Below are 17,916 nucleotides of genomic sequence, written 5' to 3' on the forward strand. Positions count from 1 at the left end.
CTCTTCTTATCAAAATACCTTCCTCGAACAAAACCGGTTGAGGCTAGAACTATGGGCTATACCAAACCCTAGCCTTGTTCCCTTCCTTTCTAGAGTAACGGCTCCTACGAGAAGACAAATGCTCAGTGACCTAAGCCATACGCAATTAGCCAGAGCCCTCGACAATATCCTGTCCTCTCAAAGCGAAGATTAAGTCTCTTTGGCTAAAGGGAAGTTTCCCATAAAAGGGAATAAGTAGGAGGAGGAGAGGCCCGAGAGAGATTTATTGTTTCCTCTTCTCCTGACCAGGCCTCATAAGAAGGAGGCGGGACCAACTGAAAAAGAGGTGATGTTGTGGCATTTTCAGAGTTAACGCCCTCTTGGGTGAGCCAGTCTTCTGCGCTCTGATAAGGGGGAGGAGACCCTCGTATGCTTTCCCTACTTCCATAGGCAGGTAAGCTTAAGAGAAGGCTTATAGCTCTCATATTACTCGAATTAGACGTTTCAACAGGCGTTGCCTCTCTCTGCTCTCGGGAAGTGGTTAGACACCAGAAGATGGTAAAGGCAACATAGAAAAAAACCAGAAATAAACGAATCCATTCGCCAGATCCTTGAATTACAAAAATCGCAATAATGTTGCCAAGACAGAGCAGTAGACTTGTCATCAAGATAAAAGAAGGAACACAAGATCTCAAGAATTGACTTCTCTGCAAGGAAGTAGAAAAAGCCAAGAAGATACCTAGGAAAAAAAGAAAAAGCATAGCATGCCCTAAAGACAAGACGTTCCAGCCGAACAAAGACGATCTCCAAACAAGTGAATGGTCTCTTGAATTTGAAGAAGCAGGGAACCATAAAGAAATAGCAGCACCGATTAGCTGAATACTAAATAAAGCTATAAAAACGAAGAACATAAGGACATCCCTGTTAAACCTCGAAAAACGAGATTGCAATCTAGTCCGTACAAAGAAATTCACATTTTGAATCATTCGTATGAAATTCGTTGTACCAATTCTTTCCTCGCACTTATCCTAAATTAGACAGAGAACTACTTGGCAATTCGAATTAGAGATCTTAAAGGCAATCTTAATCAAGATCGATTTCGAAAAATACTGGATTATCAATCCCACCGGATTCCGATCCTGAGTCATGTCTTTCTAAGAGATCCTCCAATACTTCGGAAGGAGCTATTCCTATTCTTTCGAGTAAGAGCATAATGAAAGAGATCATCTCCAGTAGAAGCAGAATGTAGCACACAGCAAATTGGATAAAACATTGGGAATTCTCGACACAGGCTCCTAAGAGAAGTGCTAACAGAACAACAATGCAGATAAAGGCAATGAGTCTTATTCCACATCTTAATGAGGCAGTTCGTCTTACTTGGCCAACCCTTAGAGCTAAATGAATGGCGATGGCGGCTATGAATAGCCCAGTCATAGAGCAAATAAAAACGAAAACGGCTTCTGCTATGCAGTAAGACCTAGAAATTTCTCCAGAATGACACGACTGGGCAAGGCACACTACTGCAAATATCAATGCGATGACTAAGGCAATAAAAAAGAAACAAGTTATACATAGAAAGATATGCCTAGATGTTAATCTTATTCCTCGGTTCGTTTCTATTTCTGAGCTCGTTAAAACCGTTCCACGGGAAAGGCGCACAATGGGTTCTGTGTCGGGGTTTTCTGGTGGTTGTCCTCCCCCATGAGTGATAATGGTTGCAACCATATTTGGTTGAGTACTGCCCAATCCTCTTCTTGATGTGCTAGGTGATCCTGGCGGGGAGGAAAGAGGCGTGCTACGATTAGAACCAGGTGGCGTCTTCATAAGTTTTTTTGTGACATGAATGTCTTGTTTGAATGAGATCTATTTAAATAGACAGAAAGGCTTTTTAAGCAGATTTAAAGCTTATTCTGCTAAAAGTTGCTCAACCCATCGACGGTTATTCCTATTCTTTCCATCAAAAGCACGATGTAGGCAAGGAATTCCAAAAGGACCAAGATATAACACATCACGAAATAGAAAATACAATCAATGCGTTCTATACATGCTCCTAAAAGAAGAACTAACAGGACAAAGCACATAGAAGTGATAGCTGTCAGAAGTCGTCTTATCGAAGTGGTTAGCTCGGCTTGACCCTCTGTCCGAGCTAGGCGAATAGCACTGATAGCTATCAACAACCCAGTTACAAAGCAGATTAATAGAAAGGCTGCTTGTCCTATGCAGTAGGGTATAGAAAGTGTTCCACTTTGGAAAGTCCTTACAAGACACACCGTTGCAAGTATTAGTACAATGATTAATGCAACAAACAAGCCACATATTAGGCATATTGCTACACACGCAACTGTTAATCTTCTTGTTCGTTGTTCTTCTATGTGGGCATTTGTTAGAACTGTTCCACGGGAGAGTAGTCGTACAGTGTGTTCTTCATCGGAACCTCCTTGTGGGGGTAGTGGTTGAGGAGAAGATGTTTGTGCGCTTCCAGAGGCAAAAAAGGTTACAACCACATCTGCGGGAGGAGGACTATCCAATCCTCTTCTTGGCATGCTAGGTGATCCTGATGGGGAGGAACGAGATGTGTTATGATTAGAGCCAGGTGGTGTTGTCATTAACTTTCCTTTTTGGATTTTCCTTCCCTGGCACTGTTCCAGTTAGTAAGTTTGGTCGATTTAGGAGCAATCGATTTTATGCTTCAGAATAGTCTATATAGGGCAAAACAGTTGTAAATTTTACTTTGGTTTAAGAGATCTGTAAAGATCTCGTCTAATCTTTGATGGAGGAAAACGGCTGAATTGTGATTCTAACTGGCTCTTGAACTATTGCCTACAGCCACAAGGGAAGAGCTTTTTTCTATCCTTGTCAGGAAAGTGCCTTCCTTTCAAAGGCTGGATGATTGTTTCCACTTTCATGTGGATTTGACTCTTGTTCTATATTTTCTAACATCCTTACTCGACCCACTCTTAGAGATAGAAATCTGATATAAAGAAGCAATCCGATTCCAAGCAAAATATAACATACAAGAAGCTGAGCAGTTCAGGAAACGCTATCATTGATAGCTATGACAGCAAGTACTAGTGCACAGCAAAGCATAGGAATGAGTGAACATACAGCACATTTCAATGAAGCTCTTAAGCTCATTCGTTCTCTCGATATAGCAAATCGGAGCCAGAGAGTATGGTCATGGATTTCTCTACGCTACTTGGTGTGTTAGCGTTCTGTGCCTTATTCTAGCTCTTCTGAGTAGTATTCTAGTTCAATGGAGAGTGCTCTCCGTCGTCTTCTACTTTGAAGTAAAGGTATTGCATACATGCATAAACCGATCAGTAGAGAAGCGTAGGACAAAAGAAAATAGTTAGCACACGGAGAGTCTTCTGTGTATGACATGATCGGGATACTTACTAGTCCACAACATACGACAAAGAGAAAAGCCCACAAACAGATGATCCAAGGATTTTGTCTTGTTCGAGTTCTTGTTTCTGAGGCAACAGTGGTTCCGAATACTGTTAATATGCCTATGACAAAACAAGCTGCAATGAAGAGTGTTTGTAAGGGACAAAGAGAACTTGTAAAAAAACAGTTTTTCCAAAGGCAGACTATAGCGATAGTTAGAGAGAACATTAGAACGAGAAGGAAAAAGAAGGCTATACACTGGAATAAACAGGAAAGACGCGCCCTTTGTCTTGTGTTTCTTTGTCTTTCCGTCTCACTTCTCCATTGAGATATACGAATGGCACTCAGGAACCTGTTCTGGGATAATTCTCCGTTTGAAGGCCCTCTTCGAGGGCTAGCGGTGGAAGGACGATGTTCTAAAAGGTTAGGTCCTGCAACAGTTATAATTGCTTCTAAAGGCTGTGGAGAATGTCCATTGCTAGTTCTTCTTTCTAAGATTGGGGATTCTCCTAGAGGAGTCAAGAAAGGAGAGGTGTCAGGAGTACGATAAGGAGTGCTGTAGCTAGAGCTTGAAGACGTTGTCATAGCGTATTGCATTACCAATTTTGTTGTTCAGGTGGTTTTCGAAATCGTTTTAGGTAAGACTTAATCAAGCTCTTCGAAGCCAAGGTTATCATTTCCATTCATGTCTTGGCTTGGATCTGAGTCTTCTTCCCTTAAAGGCATGTCCAATTCGTAAGAGGAGGATCGTTGTAATGTCGTCCCTTGAAAAAGAAGTAAGCCACAAAAAACCAAGTAGATAAGGAGAATGATATAGGACATGAGGAGGCTGACGGAACACGGAGAGTGTTCGCTAAATGACATGCCCAGGATGATGATCAAAGAGAAACAAACAAAGACAAGTACAATCCATACGATCCTCATACAAATCGTGACTCTTGCCTGTTCTCCCGCTGTTTCTAAAGCCACAACGCCGATTGTCGTCAATACGCCAGCAAAGAAAGATACGATAACGAAGAATGTCTGGAGTATGCAAAGACTGCTTGTGCTTGTTTCAATTGTAGAAAGACAGTTCCTGGCAAGACAGGCTACCGAGATGGTCAGAGTGATCATCAGGATAATAAAAAAGGCAAGGCCTAGGTATATACACATATTTCTCAGTGTACCTCTACTGCCTCTCTGCCGTTCTTCTTCAATGCCAGCGCTCGTTAATGTTATTCGACGACTCATTACCGGACTTTCTTCTGTCCAGGGTGTTCTTGCTCGAAGTAACACAGGAGAAGGAGGTTGACGTCCAAGACCAGATTGCACAACAGTTACGATCGCTTCTATTGGCGGGGGGTTTCCAACTCCTCTTCTTAGTATACCGGGTGATCCTTGTGGAGAAGAGCTAGGTGTGCTGCGAGGGGTGCTTTGGCTGGAATGAGGAGGTGTTGTCATGGATTTACTTTGGATTGATGATTATCACCATGCCTAAATCGCCTAAAGAGATGTATTTTTACTGTTTTATCCCCTGTTAGGTATGCATCGTAGTCAAATCTAGTCAAGCTCTTCCATCTCAATGGCTTGGCTGTTGTTACCACCTGTATTCGACCTTTGACACAAGAGTAGACCATAGAGAACTACCCCAGTAAAAAGAATAATCCAGCAAACAAATGTGCTAACGGCACATGCCGAATGATCTACAAATGATAGTATAGGAATCATTAGCAGTGTACAGCACGCAATGAGAAGGAAATACCAAAGACATTTTTCAAGTGATCTCATACGCGTTGTGCTTATTGTTGTTGAAGAGGCAATACCAGCAGTTGTCAATACCCCAGCTAGGAAACAGAGCATAACGAAGACCTTTTGGAGCAAGCAAACCTCAGTAGTCGTCCCGACAGGACAGCTCTCCAAAAGACACATTCTCATGATGACTAGGGCTGCTGTTAAGAGTAAAAAAAAGCTGATAGCTATACATATGTACGTGCACATACGCGTTATTCTTAGTCTTCTTCGTCTTCGACTTGCCTCTATCCTTGAGCTTGTTAGGATCATTCCGGGAAACTGTTGTCGAGGGCTCATTGTTTCTGGACCCCCTCGAGGTCCACGTGGAGGAGGCCCTCCAAGGCCAGAAGCGACATGGCCTACCGCTTCGACAACTGTTATCACTGAGCTAGAACTACTGGATGTTCCTGATGCACTGGATGATCCTCCTGGGGAGGGAGGAGGCGTCTGAGATAGAGTGTTATGAGGAGGTGACGTCATAAATTGTCTCTGTAAGATATATCGTATCTGATGTAGTCGTGTTAGCAATCTGAATCAGATTAGCTTCCAAAGAAGGTTCGGAAAAGCTCTTTTTTAAAGCAAATAAAAACACTTGCTGAAGCCTTCCAAGGACATCATTCGGGGTTTTCCTCCAGAAACATTTGTCCAAGTTCGGACCCGTTTTCAGTCTCTTCTTGTCCATGTTGAGATTCTTCCGGAAGGAGCATCCTTTCTCGAGATAAAGCTATCGTATAGAACAGAAAACCCATCATTATCCAAAGATAGAGTGCAAGTAAATCTTTGGAGCATGGAATGCCCAATTCGCATGCTTTTATGAGAATAGCCAGCAGGCTAAAGCATACGACAAAGATAATACACCACGATCCTCTCATCCAATTTCGTTGTCGTCTGCTTCCTACTGTGTAAAACAAGCCAAGATTGCCTGCCATAAGCAATCCAGTCATCCAGAGCATGACAACGTAGAAGACTTGCAAGACACAAGGAATGCCTACATGATTAGCTGATGTGGCACTTGTATTACTGTTAGCAGAGTTGTCTGCACAGTTATGAGTCAAGATGCATCCTAGTGTCATAAGAACAAGGATGAGAAGGACGATGATAAAGAGACAGGTCATAAACTGACACACTTGTGCAAAAACTCTGTTACATTGTCTCCTTTGCGGTCTTGTAGGTTCTAGTCGTGCCAGTACTACGCCTCGAGTTATCCGCATGGCCCCTTGATCTTCCTCTTGAGACGGGTCCTCAGATGGAAATGGAACAGGAATAGGCAGGCTGCTCCAAGAGGCATTGGCAAGAGCCACAACTGTTTCGATCGGAGATGGATTACAAGAACCCCTTCTGGTCACCATAGGTGAGCCTAGAGGCGTCGAGAAAGGGGAAGAATTAGGTGGGGTATGGTAAGGTGTGCTACTACTGGAGCCAGGAGGCGTTGCCATAGGTCTTCTTTGTCATGTGTCTTGGCTACTCTTGTGTGGAATGAGCCTGTCATGTTGTTTTAAGCGAACGAATCCGGGTCCAGAGTCGAGGAAGGTCTCTTTTTAGGCAAATAAAAAAGCCCCCAAAGGAGGCTTTCAAAATGGACGGAAGAAGGTATCTAGTTTAGATTTCGCTTGCTGAGCTGCTCTTTTCTTGTAGCGTGCTAAGGAACGCTGCGTGTGCTTGCTTCATTCTCTTCATTCCTTCGATATGTTGCTCTTGAATTTGTCTCATCGAGTCTTGATGCTGTTGATGTAAGTGAGAGGCAAGGGAGGGTTTACTTGCTCGAATTCGGTCCAAAAGGCCTAAATGGCTGTTTTGTAGTCCGGCGAGCATCTGTTGGTTCTCTTTTGCAAGCTCGTCAAGAGTCGTTTGATGCTCTTGCTCCAGGTTTTGAAATAGTTCTGCTTCAGTTACTTGTGCAGAGATCTCTCCAGGACCTCCAGGTGCAGCTTGTTCAAGTCTTTTCTGGGCTGTTTTGGGATCTGTAGATTGTGCAGGGGTTTCTTCTGTAACAGATTTCTGAGCTAATGCCCGCGAGGCAGACAGTCTTCTTGCAAGGTGTCGTGATGGAGTCATAGGGGTCTGTACGGTGTGTTGTGTGAAGCGAATATCTTAGCAAAAGAAAGCTAAGGAGAGTGTATTAGTTGTCATGTGATGGTGCATCCAACGTCATCCTGTTGTTCTTCTTGGCTAGGTTTTGGATGAGCATCCTCTTCTGGCAGAGGAACGCTTTCAATCTTTTCCAATTCTTCGAGGTCTTCTCCGGCAAGAACAGCAGGTTGTTTGCGACGCCTTGAACGATCAGGTGGTGGGGAGGCTTCGGTCGGAGCTGTTAAAGTGGCTTGGGGTTGTCCATGTGTTTCCACTACGGTAGATATTGGGTGGGTGTGAAGAGACTCGGCATGCCTCTTCCCTGGACTAAGCTCGAAAAGCAAGACTTCAGGCGTAAAAGATTCTATTTCCATCATGACTTGATTTTGTGCTTCGCACAGTACATGAGGATGGAGTCTTTCAGAATGTTGTACCCTTGGCCAACGCAAGTAGCGCAAGCTGGCTCCTGTTTGGGAGCGGGTAAGAATGTTTTCTGTTAGCCTGTGCTGTTCTCTTGGAGTAAGCCGCTCAAATTCTTCGTTTGCTGGGCCCCCCCATTCTCCTTGGGGATCACTTATAGCCAACTCTTCAATTGCATCTTCTAAACTGTTTCCTCTTCTCTGCCTCTCCTCTTGTGGTCGTTGTGCAAAGAAATCTGCAACAGTCTGTCTCATCAACTTAAGACGACTTTCTGGGGTCAAGAGACTTTGCAAAGATTGGGCATGGGCGCACGCACTAAGGAAGTCTTCGCTTAAGAAAGGTTTGGTGCGCCAATCCGGTTTATCAAAGGACATCAAGGGCAAATCCCATCCTCCCCAAAGGGGTAGCCCCAGGGAAGGCAGGTGAACTTGTTCTCCCAAGCGTAGTTGCTCCTCGTAGTCGGCATATTTAGCCATGTCATATGGGTCATCCAATTCATTGTAGAAAAGGCAATAGAGGAAGGAGAGAAAGGCTGCAAAAGCTGTTAAAAGTCCAAAGGCAGATCGGTACCATGCGAAGGGCAATAGAAGCTCTCCAGACAATTTAAAAAGATAGCCACTTAATCCTAAGAGGGCCCAGCGATCAACTGCTTCTTTGTGCTTTCTGCACCAGTTAACAAAGCGATCTAAAAGAGGAGAGCGCTTACTATAAAGTGCAAAACACATTTGCACCTCTTGTGCCAGTTTATCAATGATCCAAATAGCAAGGGGAAGAGGAGCCAATAGGCAAGTAGCTTCCCGTCCGTTAGAGAATAGTGTTTTTAAAGGAGAGCGGAGCGGAACCGATGGAAGGAATCGGGAAGGTATCATGAGACAGCTAAACGAAGGAAATAGACTTAAGTAAGAAGAGGAGAGGAGGGGATACCTCCTATAATAACATTTTTATGTCTTTGAGAAAAATCTCCTCTTTCTAGCAGATCGTTCTGTCTTGAGAGCCGTTTTTGTACAAGAGATTGAGAATCTCCTCCTCTTCCAGATAGTTATGCCAAATAGCAAGATCAGTGGCTTTTTCTAGGAGCTTGCCACATAAAGGGCCTGTGATGCCTCTTTTTTGAAGAGCTGTTCCAGAGAGAAGGTGTTTTTGCCTCCTAAGAACTTGAATCAGTTTAAGCCTAGAGAGGGTGATTTGGGTTAAATGGTTTTGGTCCTCTTCTTTAAGAAGAGGATGAAGCTCGTCATAGAAGGGAGAAGCAAGTAAGCGACACCAGATAGGTAAGTTTGAAAAAGCAGGGTCCCTCTGTAAGGTTTCTCCAAATTCCACTCCAAAGGAAAGAGCTTGTTTCTCTCTTTTGGAGAAGGATAGCTTTTGTTCCAATGCTTCTTTTATTTTCCTCTCTATCCGGAATGTCCCTTGGCTGAGGATAAACAGGCAAATAGCCCAGAGAGCAAAAGGTCCTCGTACCTCTCCTAGGTCAAAGAGAAGGGGGGGAGTGTAAAGGCCCTTGAAAATCTCTCCTAAGAGTTGAGTATCCGAGAGTAATGAAAAGGCTTCTTGAGCGTGGATATCTGCGCAAATTTTAGTGAGTTCATCATAGATTCTTTCTTTCGAAATAGAGTCAATCTCGGGAGCAAGATCCTTAATGGCTTGGTAAGTCGCTGGTTCTACTTGGCACTCTAGTTTGCTGGCAAAGCGAATCGCGCGTATTAACCTCAGTTTGTCCTCTTTGAATCTTTCATACGGATCTCCGATTGTACGGATTATTTTTTTAGCCAGATCGTCATAACCCCCAACATAGTCAAAGAGTGTATGAGTTAAAGGACAATAAAAGAGTCCATTGATCGTGAAATCCCGTCTCTGAGCATCTTCTTGAGCTGAAGCAGGACGAATAGACAAAGGCCTTCTTCCGTCTTGATAAGGACCGTCTTGCCTAAAAGAAGACACTTCGACGGATTGGCCTTCCTCGATAATTCGAATAGACTCAAATTGCATGCCCGTGCGCACGGTCTTCTTAAAAAGGGAACAGAGAAACTGAGCTGAGGCTGATGTTGCTAAGTCGATGTCGTGAGGAACACGCCCTAGAATCCAGTCACGCACACAGCCTCCAGCCATGTACGTCACGTGCCTTTCTTGATGTAGCCGTTTTACAATTCTCAGAGCTAACTGAAAGAGTTCTTGCTCTATCTCTTCTCTTTGGAGTTTAAAGACAGAATCCATAACCTGCCGTAGGTCTGTGTAGGTCAAATGGCGTAGCATCAACACCATATGACAGAATAACAAAGGATAGATCTTCTACCCAGCATTCTAGGCTATTATCTTTAGGGGGAGGTGGTGTTGGAATGAGTTGTGTTGTTGCTTGTGCTATTTCCTTCTACTAGATCAGGGTGATCGTTGCCCATAACAAGCATAAAAAAAAGGACAACGAGAAGGAAAAGGATCATGCAGCCGACGATTCGGCACCAAGTGCCTTTGCAGCATTTTTTCGTTTTTTTTCTTCTAGGGCTATAAAAATTCTCTGGAATATGGGTCTGAGGACTCGGAAGTTGTTCCCCTGTGCTAGATGAGCATGCTTCTGAGGAAGAAGGCATCCATAAAGAAGGGATTGGTGGTCGCTGTCGTGGTGGTTTAATCAGCCATATTACCGTGCCATCACTTGGAGTTTGGGTTGGTTTTTTTTCATTTTTAGGAGAGGGAGGAGGCGAGGAGGAAAGAGGAGAAATGCCCATATGTATGACTCAGTATTCTGTATCGATGCGTCAAAGTTAGTCGTGTACGGTCAGCTAGTGAGCGGATTCTAAAGATTTTTGTAGTAATCAAAACAGGGTATTTTATTTTTTATCTTTAAAAAGAGCAAGCTTTCATCTCAAGCAAGGTTCTGTCTTTTCTAAGAAGCATTCTACTTGTTTTGCGTTATGGTTTTATTTTGATTTCTTTCAGAGGAGGGTTGTTCATTCAGTGAAAATTAAGATTTTAAAGAAAGAAGTGGCGACTTGTATTGCTGCAGGAGAGGTTGTGGAGTCACCAGCTTGTGTCGTGAAGGAACTCATTGAGAACAGTTTGGATGCAGGAGCCCAATCCATTCATTTAGAAATTTACGGAGGCGGGTTTGATCTCATTCGGGTTCTAGACAATGGGTCGGGTTTGTCAAAAGAGGAATCTGAGATCTGTTTACAAAGGCATGCCACATCGAAACTCAATTGCGTAGAAGATCTAGATACTTTACAAAGTTTTGGTTTCAGAGGAGAGGCTTTAGCTGCTATAGCAGCTGTTTCTCAGCTCGAGTTAACGTCTTGTAACGGGATAGAAACCTCAAAGATTGAGGTAGAAGGAGGAAGGCTTGTTTCTAGCTCATCTGCTTCTCGTTCTCAAGGAACAACATTTTCTATTAAGAATTTGTTTTATAACGTTCCTGCTAGGAAGCGTTTTCAAAAGTCGATCAGAAGAACAAATACCATGATTTTGCGTGTTTTTTCTGAGTTGGCTCTAGCTCATCCTGAAGTACACTTTCTTTTAGAGAAAGACGGAGAACTTCTCTTTGATTTGCCCCCTTCTTCTTTTCAAGAAATGACGTATTATCTTGACCGCGTGTCGATGCTTTTAGGTTATGATTTTTCAAAGGCCTTGGTGCCTCTTGAGGCCCACCATTCGGTAGGAAAACTTTTTGGAATTGTCACTCGTCCAGAACATTCTTTCCCTTATAGAACTTCGCAATATTTTTTTCTTAATAAACGATCCATTGTCAGCTCTTTATTGAGTCGGGCCCTTGCTGATGCGTATGAACATCTCCTCCCAAAGGGACGTGTCCCCGGTTGCCTTCTTTTTTTAGAAATGGCTGGTCATCTAGTAGATGTGAATGTTCATCCTAGAAAGCGAGAGGTGCGTTTTCAAGATGAGCAAGCTATTCGATTGTTTGTTCGTGATTCCGTTGTTCATAAATTTTCTATTGGGGAAAGCAATATTGGAAAAGCAGAAGATCGAGTTTGGATAGAGCCTTCGAGGCCACTTCAGGAGACTCTTCCTGTATGGTCCTTTCCCGAGATAGAAAAATCCCTTCCCCCCTGCCAGGGTGACATGCCTCTACAAAAAGAAGAGTATCATCCAATCTTGGATTGGTCTCGTGCTTTTGTCGCCCCTTTGCGTACTTATGTCCTTTTAGATGCAGCTGTTTGCCGAGAGGCTTATCCCGCATTTGCCTCAGGAGAGGAGTGGGCTTTAATCGACTGTTTGCATGCGCTCTTTCTCCTATCTCAAAAAGGGAGAGGGATTAAGGAACGTCTATCTCAGTTTCTGACTATTCCAATTGAACAATCAGTTTCTCCTTGTTCTATCGAATTAATGGAAGGCATTTTACATAGTCTAGCCCCGCTTGGGTTTTCCTTTATGCGTTCTGGGCCAGTACAATTTTCTATTCATGAAATTCCGGCTTCTTGGAGCCGTGAGGAGAGCAAATGTTTTATAGAAGATCTTGCAAAGAATCCTTCTTCAGATCATCTCTCTCATCAGTTTTTACTTTTGCAACTTCGTCTTAGCAAGGGAATTCGCCTGACGACTTATGTTATGCAGTGTATCGTGGAGAAAGTTCTGCTCTGTATGAAAGAGGGTGAGGAGATGTCAACTTGTTGTGTGGGCTGGTCTCCTCACCGTTTTTTTCGCTGTTAATTTATAGAGGTCTATGTCTTCTTTAGAGCGTTTTCTGTCTTTTGTTCGAGAGAGTGTCTACGATGTCTTCGTTGTTAGTCAGAAAGAAGTTGTTGACTTTCTTCGTGGACATTACGCCCTGCATGATGCCTTTTGGTTTTCTAAAAAAGAGTGGAGAGGAGTCGCGAATAAGATGAGCTATCCCACTGCAGTATTGGATCTTCCTCAAAGGACTTTGTCAACGAAAGAAGAGCTCAGAGAGTGGGTTTTACGGCAGGCGTCTTGTCCCATTCGTATTGGCTTCGACCCAAGAGTTTCTTACTTGGAAGTAGAAAGTTGGAAAAGTCTCTTTTCTGGTTCTTCAGTTTGCTTTGAGGGAGATAGCACCTTTTGTGATACGTTTCGCATTCAGAAAACTACAGACGAAATGTGCAAGTTGCGTCGAGCCGCAGATCTTGCTTGTTCGGGATTTAATTATGCTGTTCGTTTCTTAAAACCAGGTATCACTGAGGAAGAAATTGTCGCTCATATGTCCACTTTTTGGCTGCAGCAACAGCCTTCTTCAAGACCTTCTTTCGATGTGATGGTTCTTTTCGGAGAGAATGCAAGTGCCCCACATAATCTCCCTGGGAAGAGGCGGCTCCGTATGGGAGATGTCGTTCTTATAGATTTTGGAGTGAAGCTGGATGGCTTTTGTTCTGATTTAACAAGAACCTTTGCTTTTGGTGAGCCGGCGGATTCTGAATTTCTAAAAGTTTGGAAAATAGTGGCAAAAGCCAAAAGAGAAGCCACAGCTCTTTTCAAAAGTCGGCCTTCAGCTGAAACTTTCGAAAAAGTAGCCCGTAAAATCATTACAGACAGTGGCTATGGTGAATATTATGTTCACTCCTTGGGTCATGGTCTTGGAGCATTAGTGCATGAACTTCCACGGTTTCATGGAGAGAAGCCCTTGCCCGTTGATTCTTGTGTTACGATTGAGCCCGGTATTTACTTTCCAGGACGTTTTGGAGTGCGTTTAGAAGATGCTTTTCTTGTGCAAGACAGTGGAGCCTTGCTGCTCACTGATTTGCCTGTTTATCCTTATTGGGAATGGTACTCAAAAGGAGTAGCTTAGAAGAAAGCGGTTTGATCATATTCACGTGAGTAAGTTAAAGGGTCACTATGACTAGTATTTCTCGTGTTCATGCCATTGAGATCCTCGACTCACGTGGCTTTCCTACTCTTCAAGTTGCTGTTGAAACGATCAATGGACAACGAGCCGTTGCTCGGGTTCCATCAGGCGCTTCCACAGGGAGTAAAGAAGCTTGTGAGCTTCGTGATCAAGACTCTAAGCGCTTTTTAGGTAAAGGCGTATTGAAAGCTGTTAAAAATGTCAGGACAATTCTAGGTCCTGCTTTGGTAGGTCTTTCTATTTTTGACCAGAGAACAGTCGATCAAACTCTGTTAGATTTAGACTCATCCCATAAAAAAGAAAATGTGGGTGCCAATGCTATTTTGGGGGTCTCTATTGCGGTCTTCAAGCTTGCTTTAGCCAAGCGTGGTATTTGGACTTCTTCTCCTTCTACCCCTGTTCGGTTGCCTTGCCCTATGATGAACTTGATTAATGGGGGGGTGCATGCTGACAGTGGTCTTACTTTTCAAGAATTTATGATTAGGCCTGTTGGCGCCCCTTCCTTTCGAGAAGGGCTCCGATGGGGTGTGGAAGTTTATCAAACCTTGAAAAAACTTTTGAAAGCAAAGGGGTTCTCCACAAGCGTAGGGGACGAAGGAGGTTTTGCACCTCGGCTGGATGGAGATCGAGCGGCTCTAGAAAGTTTACGTGAAGCGATCACTGCAGCCGGTTTTGAGCCGGGGCAAGACATTAGACTGGCTCTTGACTGTGCTGCTAATGAATTTTTCAATGAGGAAAAAGGAGTTTATTACAAGTCGATGACCGATTCAAAGCGAGGAAGTCGCTCTACAGATGAGCAGATCGCCTATTTGAAAGAACTTTTGGAAGAGTTTCCAGAGTTAGACTCTATTGAAGATGGTTTGGCCGAATCAGATTGGATGGGCTGGCAAAAGTTGACAGAAGAAGTCGGAAGTCGGTGCCAACTTGTAGGAGACGATCTTTTTGTCACACAAGTTTCCGAGTTGCATAAAGGAATGAAGGAAGGTGCCGCTAATGCCATCCTTATCAAGCTGAACCAGGTGGGAACAGTCACAGAAACGCTAGATGTGATCGACCTAGCCAAAAAAGCCAACTATATCTGCATACCCTCTCACCGTTCAGGCGATACAGAAGACGATTTCTTAGCCGACTTTACTGTCCATATCGGCGCCAGTCAGATCAAGACTGGGGCAACTTGTCGAAGCGAGCGGACGTGTAAATACAACAGACTCCTAGAGCTGGAAGATCAATTAGCAGATAGGGCCCTTTACGGTTCCAAGTGAAAGAATGCGCGCCGGAGAGGATTCGAACCTCCAACCTCCCGGTTCGTAGCCGGGTGCTCCATCCGATTAAGCTACCAGCGCAAGTACACCATTCTCTCAGGTCGCCCTTTTCTGGCCAAGCGTCTAGCTTCTCTGCCTTGACGTCTGGTCATTTCTTGCTCTTCATTACGCCGGTTGTCTATGGCTAGTGCCTCCTTTGATCCTCATCAGCAAGCGAAGATCGATGAGCTTGTTTCCCTTGCCAAAGAACAGGGTCATATCACCTACGAGGAAATTAATGAGGTTCTTCCAGCAGGGTTTGACTCGCCTGATGCATTAGATCAGGTTCTGATCTATCTGCACGGCAATGATATCCAGATTCTGAATCAGGTCGAGGTCGAGAGGCAGATTGAACGAAAGAAAGAGATTCGCGAATTAGAAACTCTTTCGAAAAGGGGAGAAGGTTCTCACGACGATCCTGTCCGCACTTATCTGAAAGAAATGGGCTCTGTCCCTCTCTTGTCGCGAGAGGAGGAAGTCGAAATCTCCAAGAGGATCGAGAAGGCTCAGGTCCAGATTGAGCAGATTATCATGCGGTTTCGTTATGCTGCGAAAGAAGCCGTTTCAATTGGTCAATACCTGATCGCTGGCAAGGATCGATTCGACAAGCTTGTAGCAGAGAAGGAGATCGTGGATAAGGCCCATTACCTTGTCATGTTGCCGAAGCTATGTGCTTTTCTTCAGAAAGAAGATGAGACCCTTGAGCGCCTTATGGCTTCGCCTTGTGGCTCACGTGTCCAAGAAAATCCAGAAAACGAAAAAGAGCTGCAAAGGTGTCGTATTCGTACACAAGCCTTCTTGAGGCGGTTCTGTTTTCGTCACGATGTGATCCAAGACTTTGGTGAAGTCGTCATGGGGGCCTATGATCGCTTTCTTGAACTTGAAAAAGAAGCCAATTCTCTTGAAGAAAGGGCGAGTAAAAACCGTTTTGTGGCGATCAAGTACCATGCGGCTAAGAGAAAGCTGGCTAAGCGTGAATTAGCTGCAGGGCGTTCTCTGGAAGAGTTCAAGAAAGACGTTCGAATTTCGCAAAGATGGATTGACAAGAGTCACGAAGCAAAACGTGAGATGGTCGAGTCGAACTTGAGATTGGTCATTTCTATTGCAAAGAAGTACACCAATCGGGGTCTCTCCTTTTTGGATTTGATTCAAGAAGGCAACATGGGCTTGATGAAAGCTGTCGAAAAATTTGAGTACCGTCGTGGTTATAAGTTTTCGACTTATGCCACTTGGTGGATTCGTCAAGCTGTGACACGTGCTATTGCTGATCAGGCAAGAACCATTCGTATTCCCGTTCACATGATCGAGACGATCAATCGTCTTTTAAGAGCTGCTAAAAAATTGATGATGGAGATGGGGCGAGAACCTACTCCAGAAGAAATTGCAGGCGAGTTGCAGATCACTCCTGAGCGCGTTCGAGAGATTTACAAGATTGCCCAGCACCCTATCTCGCTTCAAGCGGAAGTAGGAGATGGGGGAGAGAGTCAATTTGGCGATTTTTTGGAAGACACCTCTGCAGAATCCCCTCCTGACATCACAGGCCAGTCTATCTTGCGTGATGAAGTTAAAGACGTACTGAGTACCCTTTCGGAAAGAGAAAGGGAAGTTCTTTCAGATCGTTTTGGATTGAAGGATGGACGAGCCAAGACACTTGAAGAGGTGGGCATGCGCTTCAATGTGACGCGAGAAAGAATTCGTCAGATCGAAGCTAAGGCCCTTCGCAAACTTCGACACCCTTCACGTTCGAGGCGTCTTCGTCCTTTTCTTGAGGCCGAAGAGTGAGCTTTCGGAAGAAGGATGAAAGGAATAGATCTGGAGCGTACCGGGTTCGAACCGGTTGCCTCAACAATGCCATTGTTGCGCTCTACCGGAAGGAGTTTTTAACTTCTTCTGAAGAGATAGGATAAAATTCCATTGGTGCGTGTTCAGTACAACTGGCAATCCATTTGGTAGGAATACGCATTTGGCTCTCATTATACCGTGTGACAGCATCGTTATAAGCTTGACGGGCAAAGGCAATACGATTTTCCGTAGATACAAGCTCCTCATGTAAGCAGCGCATGTTTTCAACAGAGCGAAGATTAGGATACTGCTCTACAACGGCAAGAAATTTGTGCATGTTACTCGTCAAAAGCTGATCAGCTTGGAAGAGAGCTTCCATTTTTTCTGCTGTTAGATTGCCTTTTATTCCCTGAAGAGTTCGAGCAGCCATATTACGGGCTTGGACTACACTCTCCAAAGTTGACTTCTCAAAATTCATTGTCGTGCGGGCTGTTTCTACTAGATTGGGAATCAAGTCGTAACGCCTTTGAAGCTGTACATTGATTTGGTGCCAATGGTTGTGAGCCCTTGCTTTGTATTCTGCTAATCGATTGTAGGAAAAGATAAACCATCCTACTGAGGCAAAAATTGTACCGGCTAACACAATGGGATAGATTTCCATGAGCTATTTCCTTATTTATTGTGAGACAATCTCTTCTGGAGAAGTATGTTTCCACTTACCCGGCGGTAAATGGCCCAATTGATAATTTCCGATTTGAATACGAATTAATTCATGGACAATTAGCCGGGCTGCTTCGGCAAATAGCCTGACTTCATGTTTCTTTCCTTCTGCAACGACTATCCTGATGGTATTTCTTCGAATTTTTCGAACGGAAAGAGGGCGACGGTGCTTCCCTTCAATTTCTGTTCCCTGATCCAAGATTCCTAAGTCTTTTGCGGTTACATCCCGATGTGTTTTGATCAAGTAGTGCTTTTTGACTCCGAAGGAAGGATGTGCAAGGTGATGACAAAACTCTCCATCATTCGAAAAGAAGAGCAATCCTGAAGATTCTTTGTCTAATCTGCCTACGTAAAAGAGAGTGGCATAATGCGGGGGTAAAAGAGAAAAAACACTTTTCCCTACACTTTTCCTAGAACATTCATATCCTCTGGGCTTGTGAAAAGCCAAGTAAGTGGGGCATGGTCTTTTGGGCAATGGCTTTCCCTGCAGTAAAACGATATCTTCTTCCCCAACCTTTCGAGAAAGAGAGGTTTCAATTTCTCCGTTTACGATGACTTGGCCATCTAAAATCAATTGTTCACTTGCTCGACGGGAGGCGATCCCTCTTTCTGCAAGGTGCTTTGCTAGGCGTTTCCCTTCCATGATTTCGATCCGAATCTGTGTTGTGTTACAGTTTACCA

The 17,916-nt window shown here is 44.1% G+C and carries 20 protein-coding genes and 1 tRNA gene; 8 read left to right on the forward strand and 13 right to left on the reverse strand.

What is annotated here, in order from left to right; translation table 11 throughout:
- A partial coding sequence (locus HAT2_RS03975) for a hypothetical protein (RefSeq protein ID WP_220253885.1) occupies window positions 1-193 on the forward strand: 193 nt, incomplete at its 5' end.
- A gap of 10 nt (window positions 194-203) precedes the next feature.
- Here HAT2_RS03975 and HAT2_RS03195 read toward each other — a convergent pair.
- From HAT2_RS03195 to HAT2_RS03900, 5 genes are all read right to left on the reverse strand, one after another.
- Window positions 204-890, reverse strand: coding sequence for a hypothetical protein (locus HAT2_RS03195; protein WP_147267508.1), 687 nt, complete (start codon window positions 888-890; stop codon window positions 204-206).
- Window positions 891-1,062: 172 nt separating this feature from the next.
- Window positions 1,063-1,803, reverse strand: a complete 741-nt coding sequence (locus tag HAT2_RS03200; protein WP_147267509.1) for a hypothetical protein — start codon at window positions 1,801-1,803, stop codon at window positions 1,063-1,065.
- A gap of 89 nt (window positions 1,804-1,892) precedes the next feature.
- Window positions 1,893-2,585, reverse strand: a complete 693-nt coding sequence (locus HAT2_RS03205) for a hypothetical protein (RefSeq protein ID WP_114544569.1) — start codon at window positions 2,583-2,585, stop codon at window positions 1,893-1,895.
- Between the two features lie 613 nt (window positions 2,586-3,198).
- Window positions 3,199-3,594, reverse strand: coding sequence for a hypothetical protein (locus HAT2_RS03895; RefSeq protein WP_181860351.1), 396 nt, complete (start codon window positions 3,592-3,594; stop codon window positions 3,199-3,201).
- Between the two features lie 417 nt (window positions 3,595-4,011).
- Window positions 4,012-4,188 carry a hypothetical protein gene (locus HAT2_RS03900; RefSeq protein ID WP_181860352.1) on the reverse strand — a complete coding sequence of 59 codons (177 nt, stop codon included), beginning with the start codon at window positions 4,186-4,188 and terminating at the stop codon, window positions 4,012-4,014.
- Between HAT2_RS03900 and HAT2_RS03765 the strand changes: the two genes are divergently transcribed.
- On the forward strand, window positions 4,187-4,657 hold the full coding sequence (locus tag HAT2_RS03765; RefSeq protein ID WP_147267510.1) for a hypothetical protein: 471 nt from the start codon (window positions 4,187-4,189) through the stop codon (window positions 4,655-4,657). The genes HAT2_RS03900 and HAT2_RS03765 overlap by 2 nt on opposite strands.
- Window positions 4,658-4,905: 248 nt before the next feature.
- Here HAT2_RS03765 and HAT2_RS03905 read toward each other — a convergent pair whose 3' ends face one another.
- On the reverse strand, window positions 4,906-5,205 hold the full coding sequence (locus HAT2_RS03905) for a hypothetical protein (RefSeq protein ID WP_181860353.1): 300 nt from the start codon (window positions 5,203-5,205) through the stop codon (window positions 4,906-4,908).
- A 73-nt stretch (window positions 5,206-5,278) separates the two neighbouring features.
- Here HAT2_RS03905 and HAT2_RS03910 point away from each other — a divergent pair, with 73 nt between their 5' ends.
- Window positions 5,279-5,587: a hypothetical protein gene (locus HAT2_RS03910; protein WP_114544573.1), complete on the forward strand. Its 309-nt coding sequence runs from the start codon at window positions 5,279-5,281 to the stop codon at window positions 5,585-5,587.
- Window positions 5,588-5,750: 163 nt separating this feature from the next.
- On the opposite strand, the gene HAT2_RS03230 is transcribed toward HAT2_RS03910, so the two are convergent.
- The 4 genes from HAT2_RS03230 to HAT2_RS03245 all read right to left on the reverse strand — a co-directional run bounded on the left by HAT2_RS03230 (window position 5,751) and on the right by HAT2_RS03245 (window position 9,888).
- Window positions 5,751-6,572: a hypothetical protein gene (locus HAT2_RS03230; protein ID WP_114544574.1), complete on the reverse strand. Its 822-nt coding sequence runs from the start codon at window positions 6,570-6,572 to the stop codon at window positions 5,751-5,753.
- Between the two features lie 163 nt (window positions 6,573-6,735).
- A complete protein-coding gene (locus HAT2_RS03235) occupies window positions 6,736-7,191 on the reverse strand; it encodes a hypothetical protein (protein ID WP_114544575.1) in 456 nt (151 codons plus the stop codon).
- A 71-nt stretch (window positions 7,192-7,262) separates the two neighbouring features.
- A complete protein-coding gene (locus HAT2_RS03240; protein ID WP_181860355.1) occupies window positions 7,263-8,495 on the reverse strand; it encodes a hypothetical protein in 1,233 nt (410 codons plus the stop codon).
- Window positions 8,496-8,595: 100 nt separating this feature from the next.
- Window positions 8,596-9,888 carry a CCA tRNA nucleotidyltransferase gene (locus HAT2_RS03245; protein WP_114544577.1) on the reverse strand — a complete coding sequence of 431 codons (1,293 nt, stop codon included), beginning with the start codon at window positions 9,886-9,888 and terminating at the stop codon, window positions 8,596-8,598.
- A gap of 288 nt (window positions 9,889-10,176) precedes the next feature.
- Here HAT2_RS03245 and HAT2_RS03255 point away from each other — a divergent pair, with 288 nt between their 5' ends.
- The 4 genes from HAT2_RS03255 to eno all read left to right on the forward strand — a co-directional run bounded on the left by HAT2_RS03255 (window position 10,177) and on the right by eno (window position 14,694).
- The gene (locus HAT2_RS03255; RefSeq protein WP_114544579.1) at window positions 10,177-10,389 is read left to right on the forward strand and encodes a hypothetical protein; all 213 of its coding nucleotides are present in this window, start codon (window positions 10,177-10,179) and stop codon (window positions 10,387-10,389) included.
- Window positions 10,390-10,578: 189 nt separating this feature from the next.
- Window positions 10,579-12,282 (forward strand): DNA mismatch repair endonuclease MutL, encoded by a 1,704-nt coding sequence (mutL, locus tag HAT2_RS03260; protein WP_114544580.1) that lies wholly within the window; start codon window positions 10,579-10,581, stop codon window positions 12,280-12,282.
- A gap of 13 nt (window positions 12,283-12,295) precedes the next feature.
- On the forward strand, window positions 12,296-13,375 hold the full coding sequence (locus tag HAT2_RS03265) for a M24 family metallopeptidase (RefSeq protein WP_114544581.1): 1,080 nt from the start codon (window positions 12,296-12,298) through the stop codon (window positions 13,373-13,375).
- 47 nt (window positions 13,376-13,422) lie between these two features.
- Window positions 13,423-14,694: a phosphopyruvate hydratase gene (gene eno / locus HAT2_RS03270; protein WP_114544582.1), complete on the forward strand. Its 1,272-nt coding sequence runs from the start codon at window positions 13,423-13,425 to the stop codon at window positions 14,692-14,694.
- Window positions 14,695-14,701: 7 nt separating this feature from the next.
- Here eno and HAT2_RS03275 read toward each other — a convergent pair.
- Window positions 14,702-14,775, reverse strand: a tRNA-Arg gene (locus tag HAT2_RS03275).
- Between the two features lie 99 nt (window positions 14,776-14,874).
- On the opposite strand from HAT2_RS03275, the gene HAT2_RS03280 reads away from it, so the two are divergent.
- Window positions 14,875-16,515 (forward strand): RNA polymerase sigma factor, encoded by a 1,641-nt coding sequence (locus HAT2_RS03280; protein ID WP_114544583.1) that lies wholly within the window; start codon window positions 14,875-14,877, stop codon window positions 16,513-16,515.
- Between the two features lie 82 nt (window positions 16,516-16,597).
- On the opposite strand, the gene HAT2_RS03285 is transcribed toward HAT2_RS03280, so the two are convergent.
- Both HAT2_RS03285 and HAT2_RS03290 read right to left on the reverse strand, forming a co-directional pair.
- Window positions 16,598-17,176 (reverse strand): LemA family protein, encoded by a 579-nt coding sequence (locus HAT2_RS03285; protein ID WP_114544584.1) that lies wholly within the window; start codon window positions 17,174-17,176, stop codon window positions 16,598-16,600.
- 15 nt (window positions 17,177-17,191) lie between these two features.
- Window positions 17,192-17,878, reverse strand: coding sequence for a pseudouridine synthase (locus HAT2_RS03290; RefSeq protein WP_114544585.1), 687 nt, complete (start codon window positions 17,876-17,878; stop codon window positions 17,192-17,194).
- Window positions 17,879-17,916 lie beyond the last annotated feature (38 nt).

It is taken from the genome of Candidatus Similichlamydia laticola, from assembly GCF_003339615.1.
In the GTDB taxonomy this organism is placed as follows: domain Bacteria; phylum Chlamydiota; class Chlamydiia; order Chlamydiales; family Parilichlamydiaceae; genus Similichlamydia; species Similichlamydia laticola.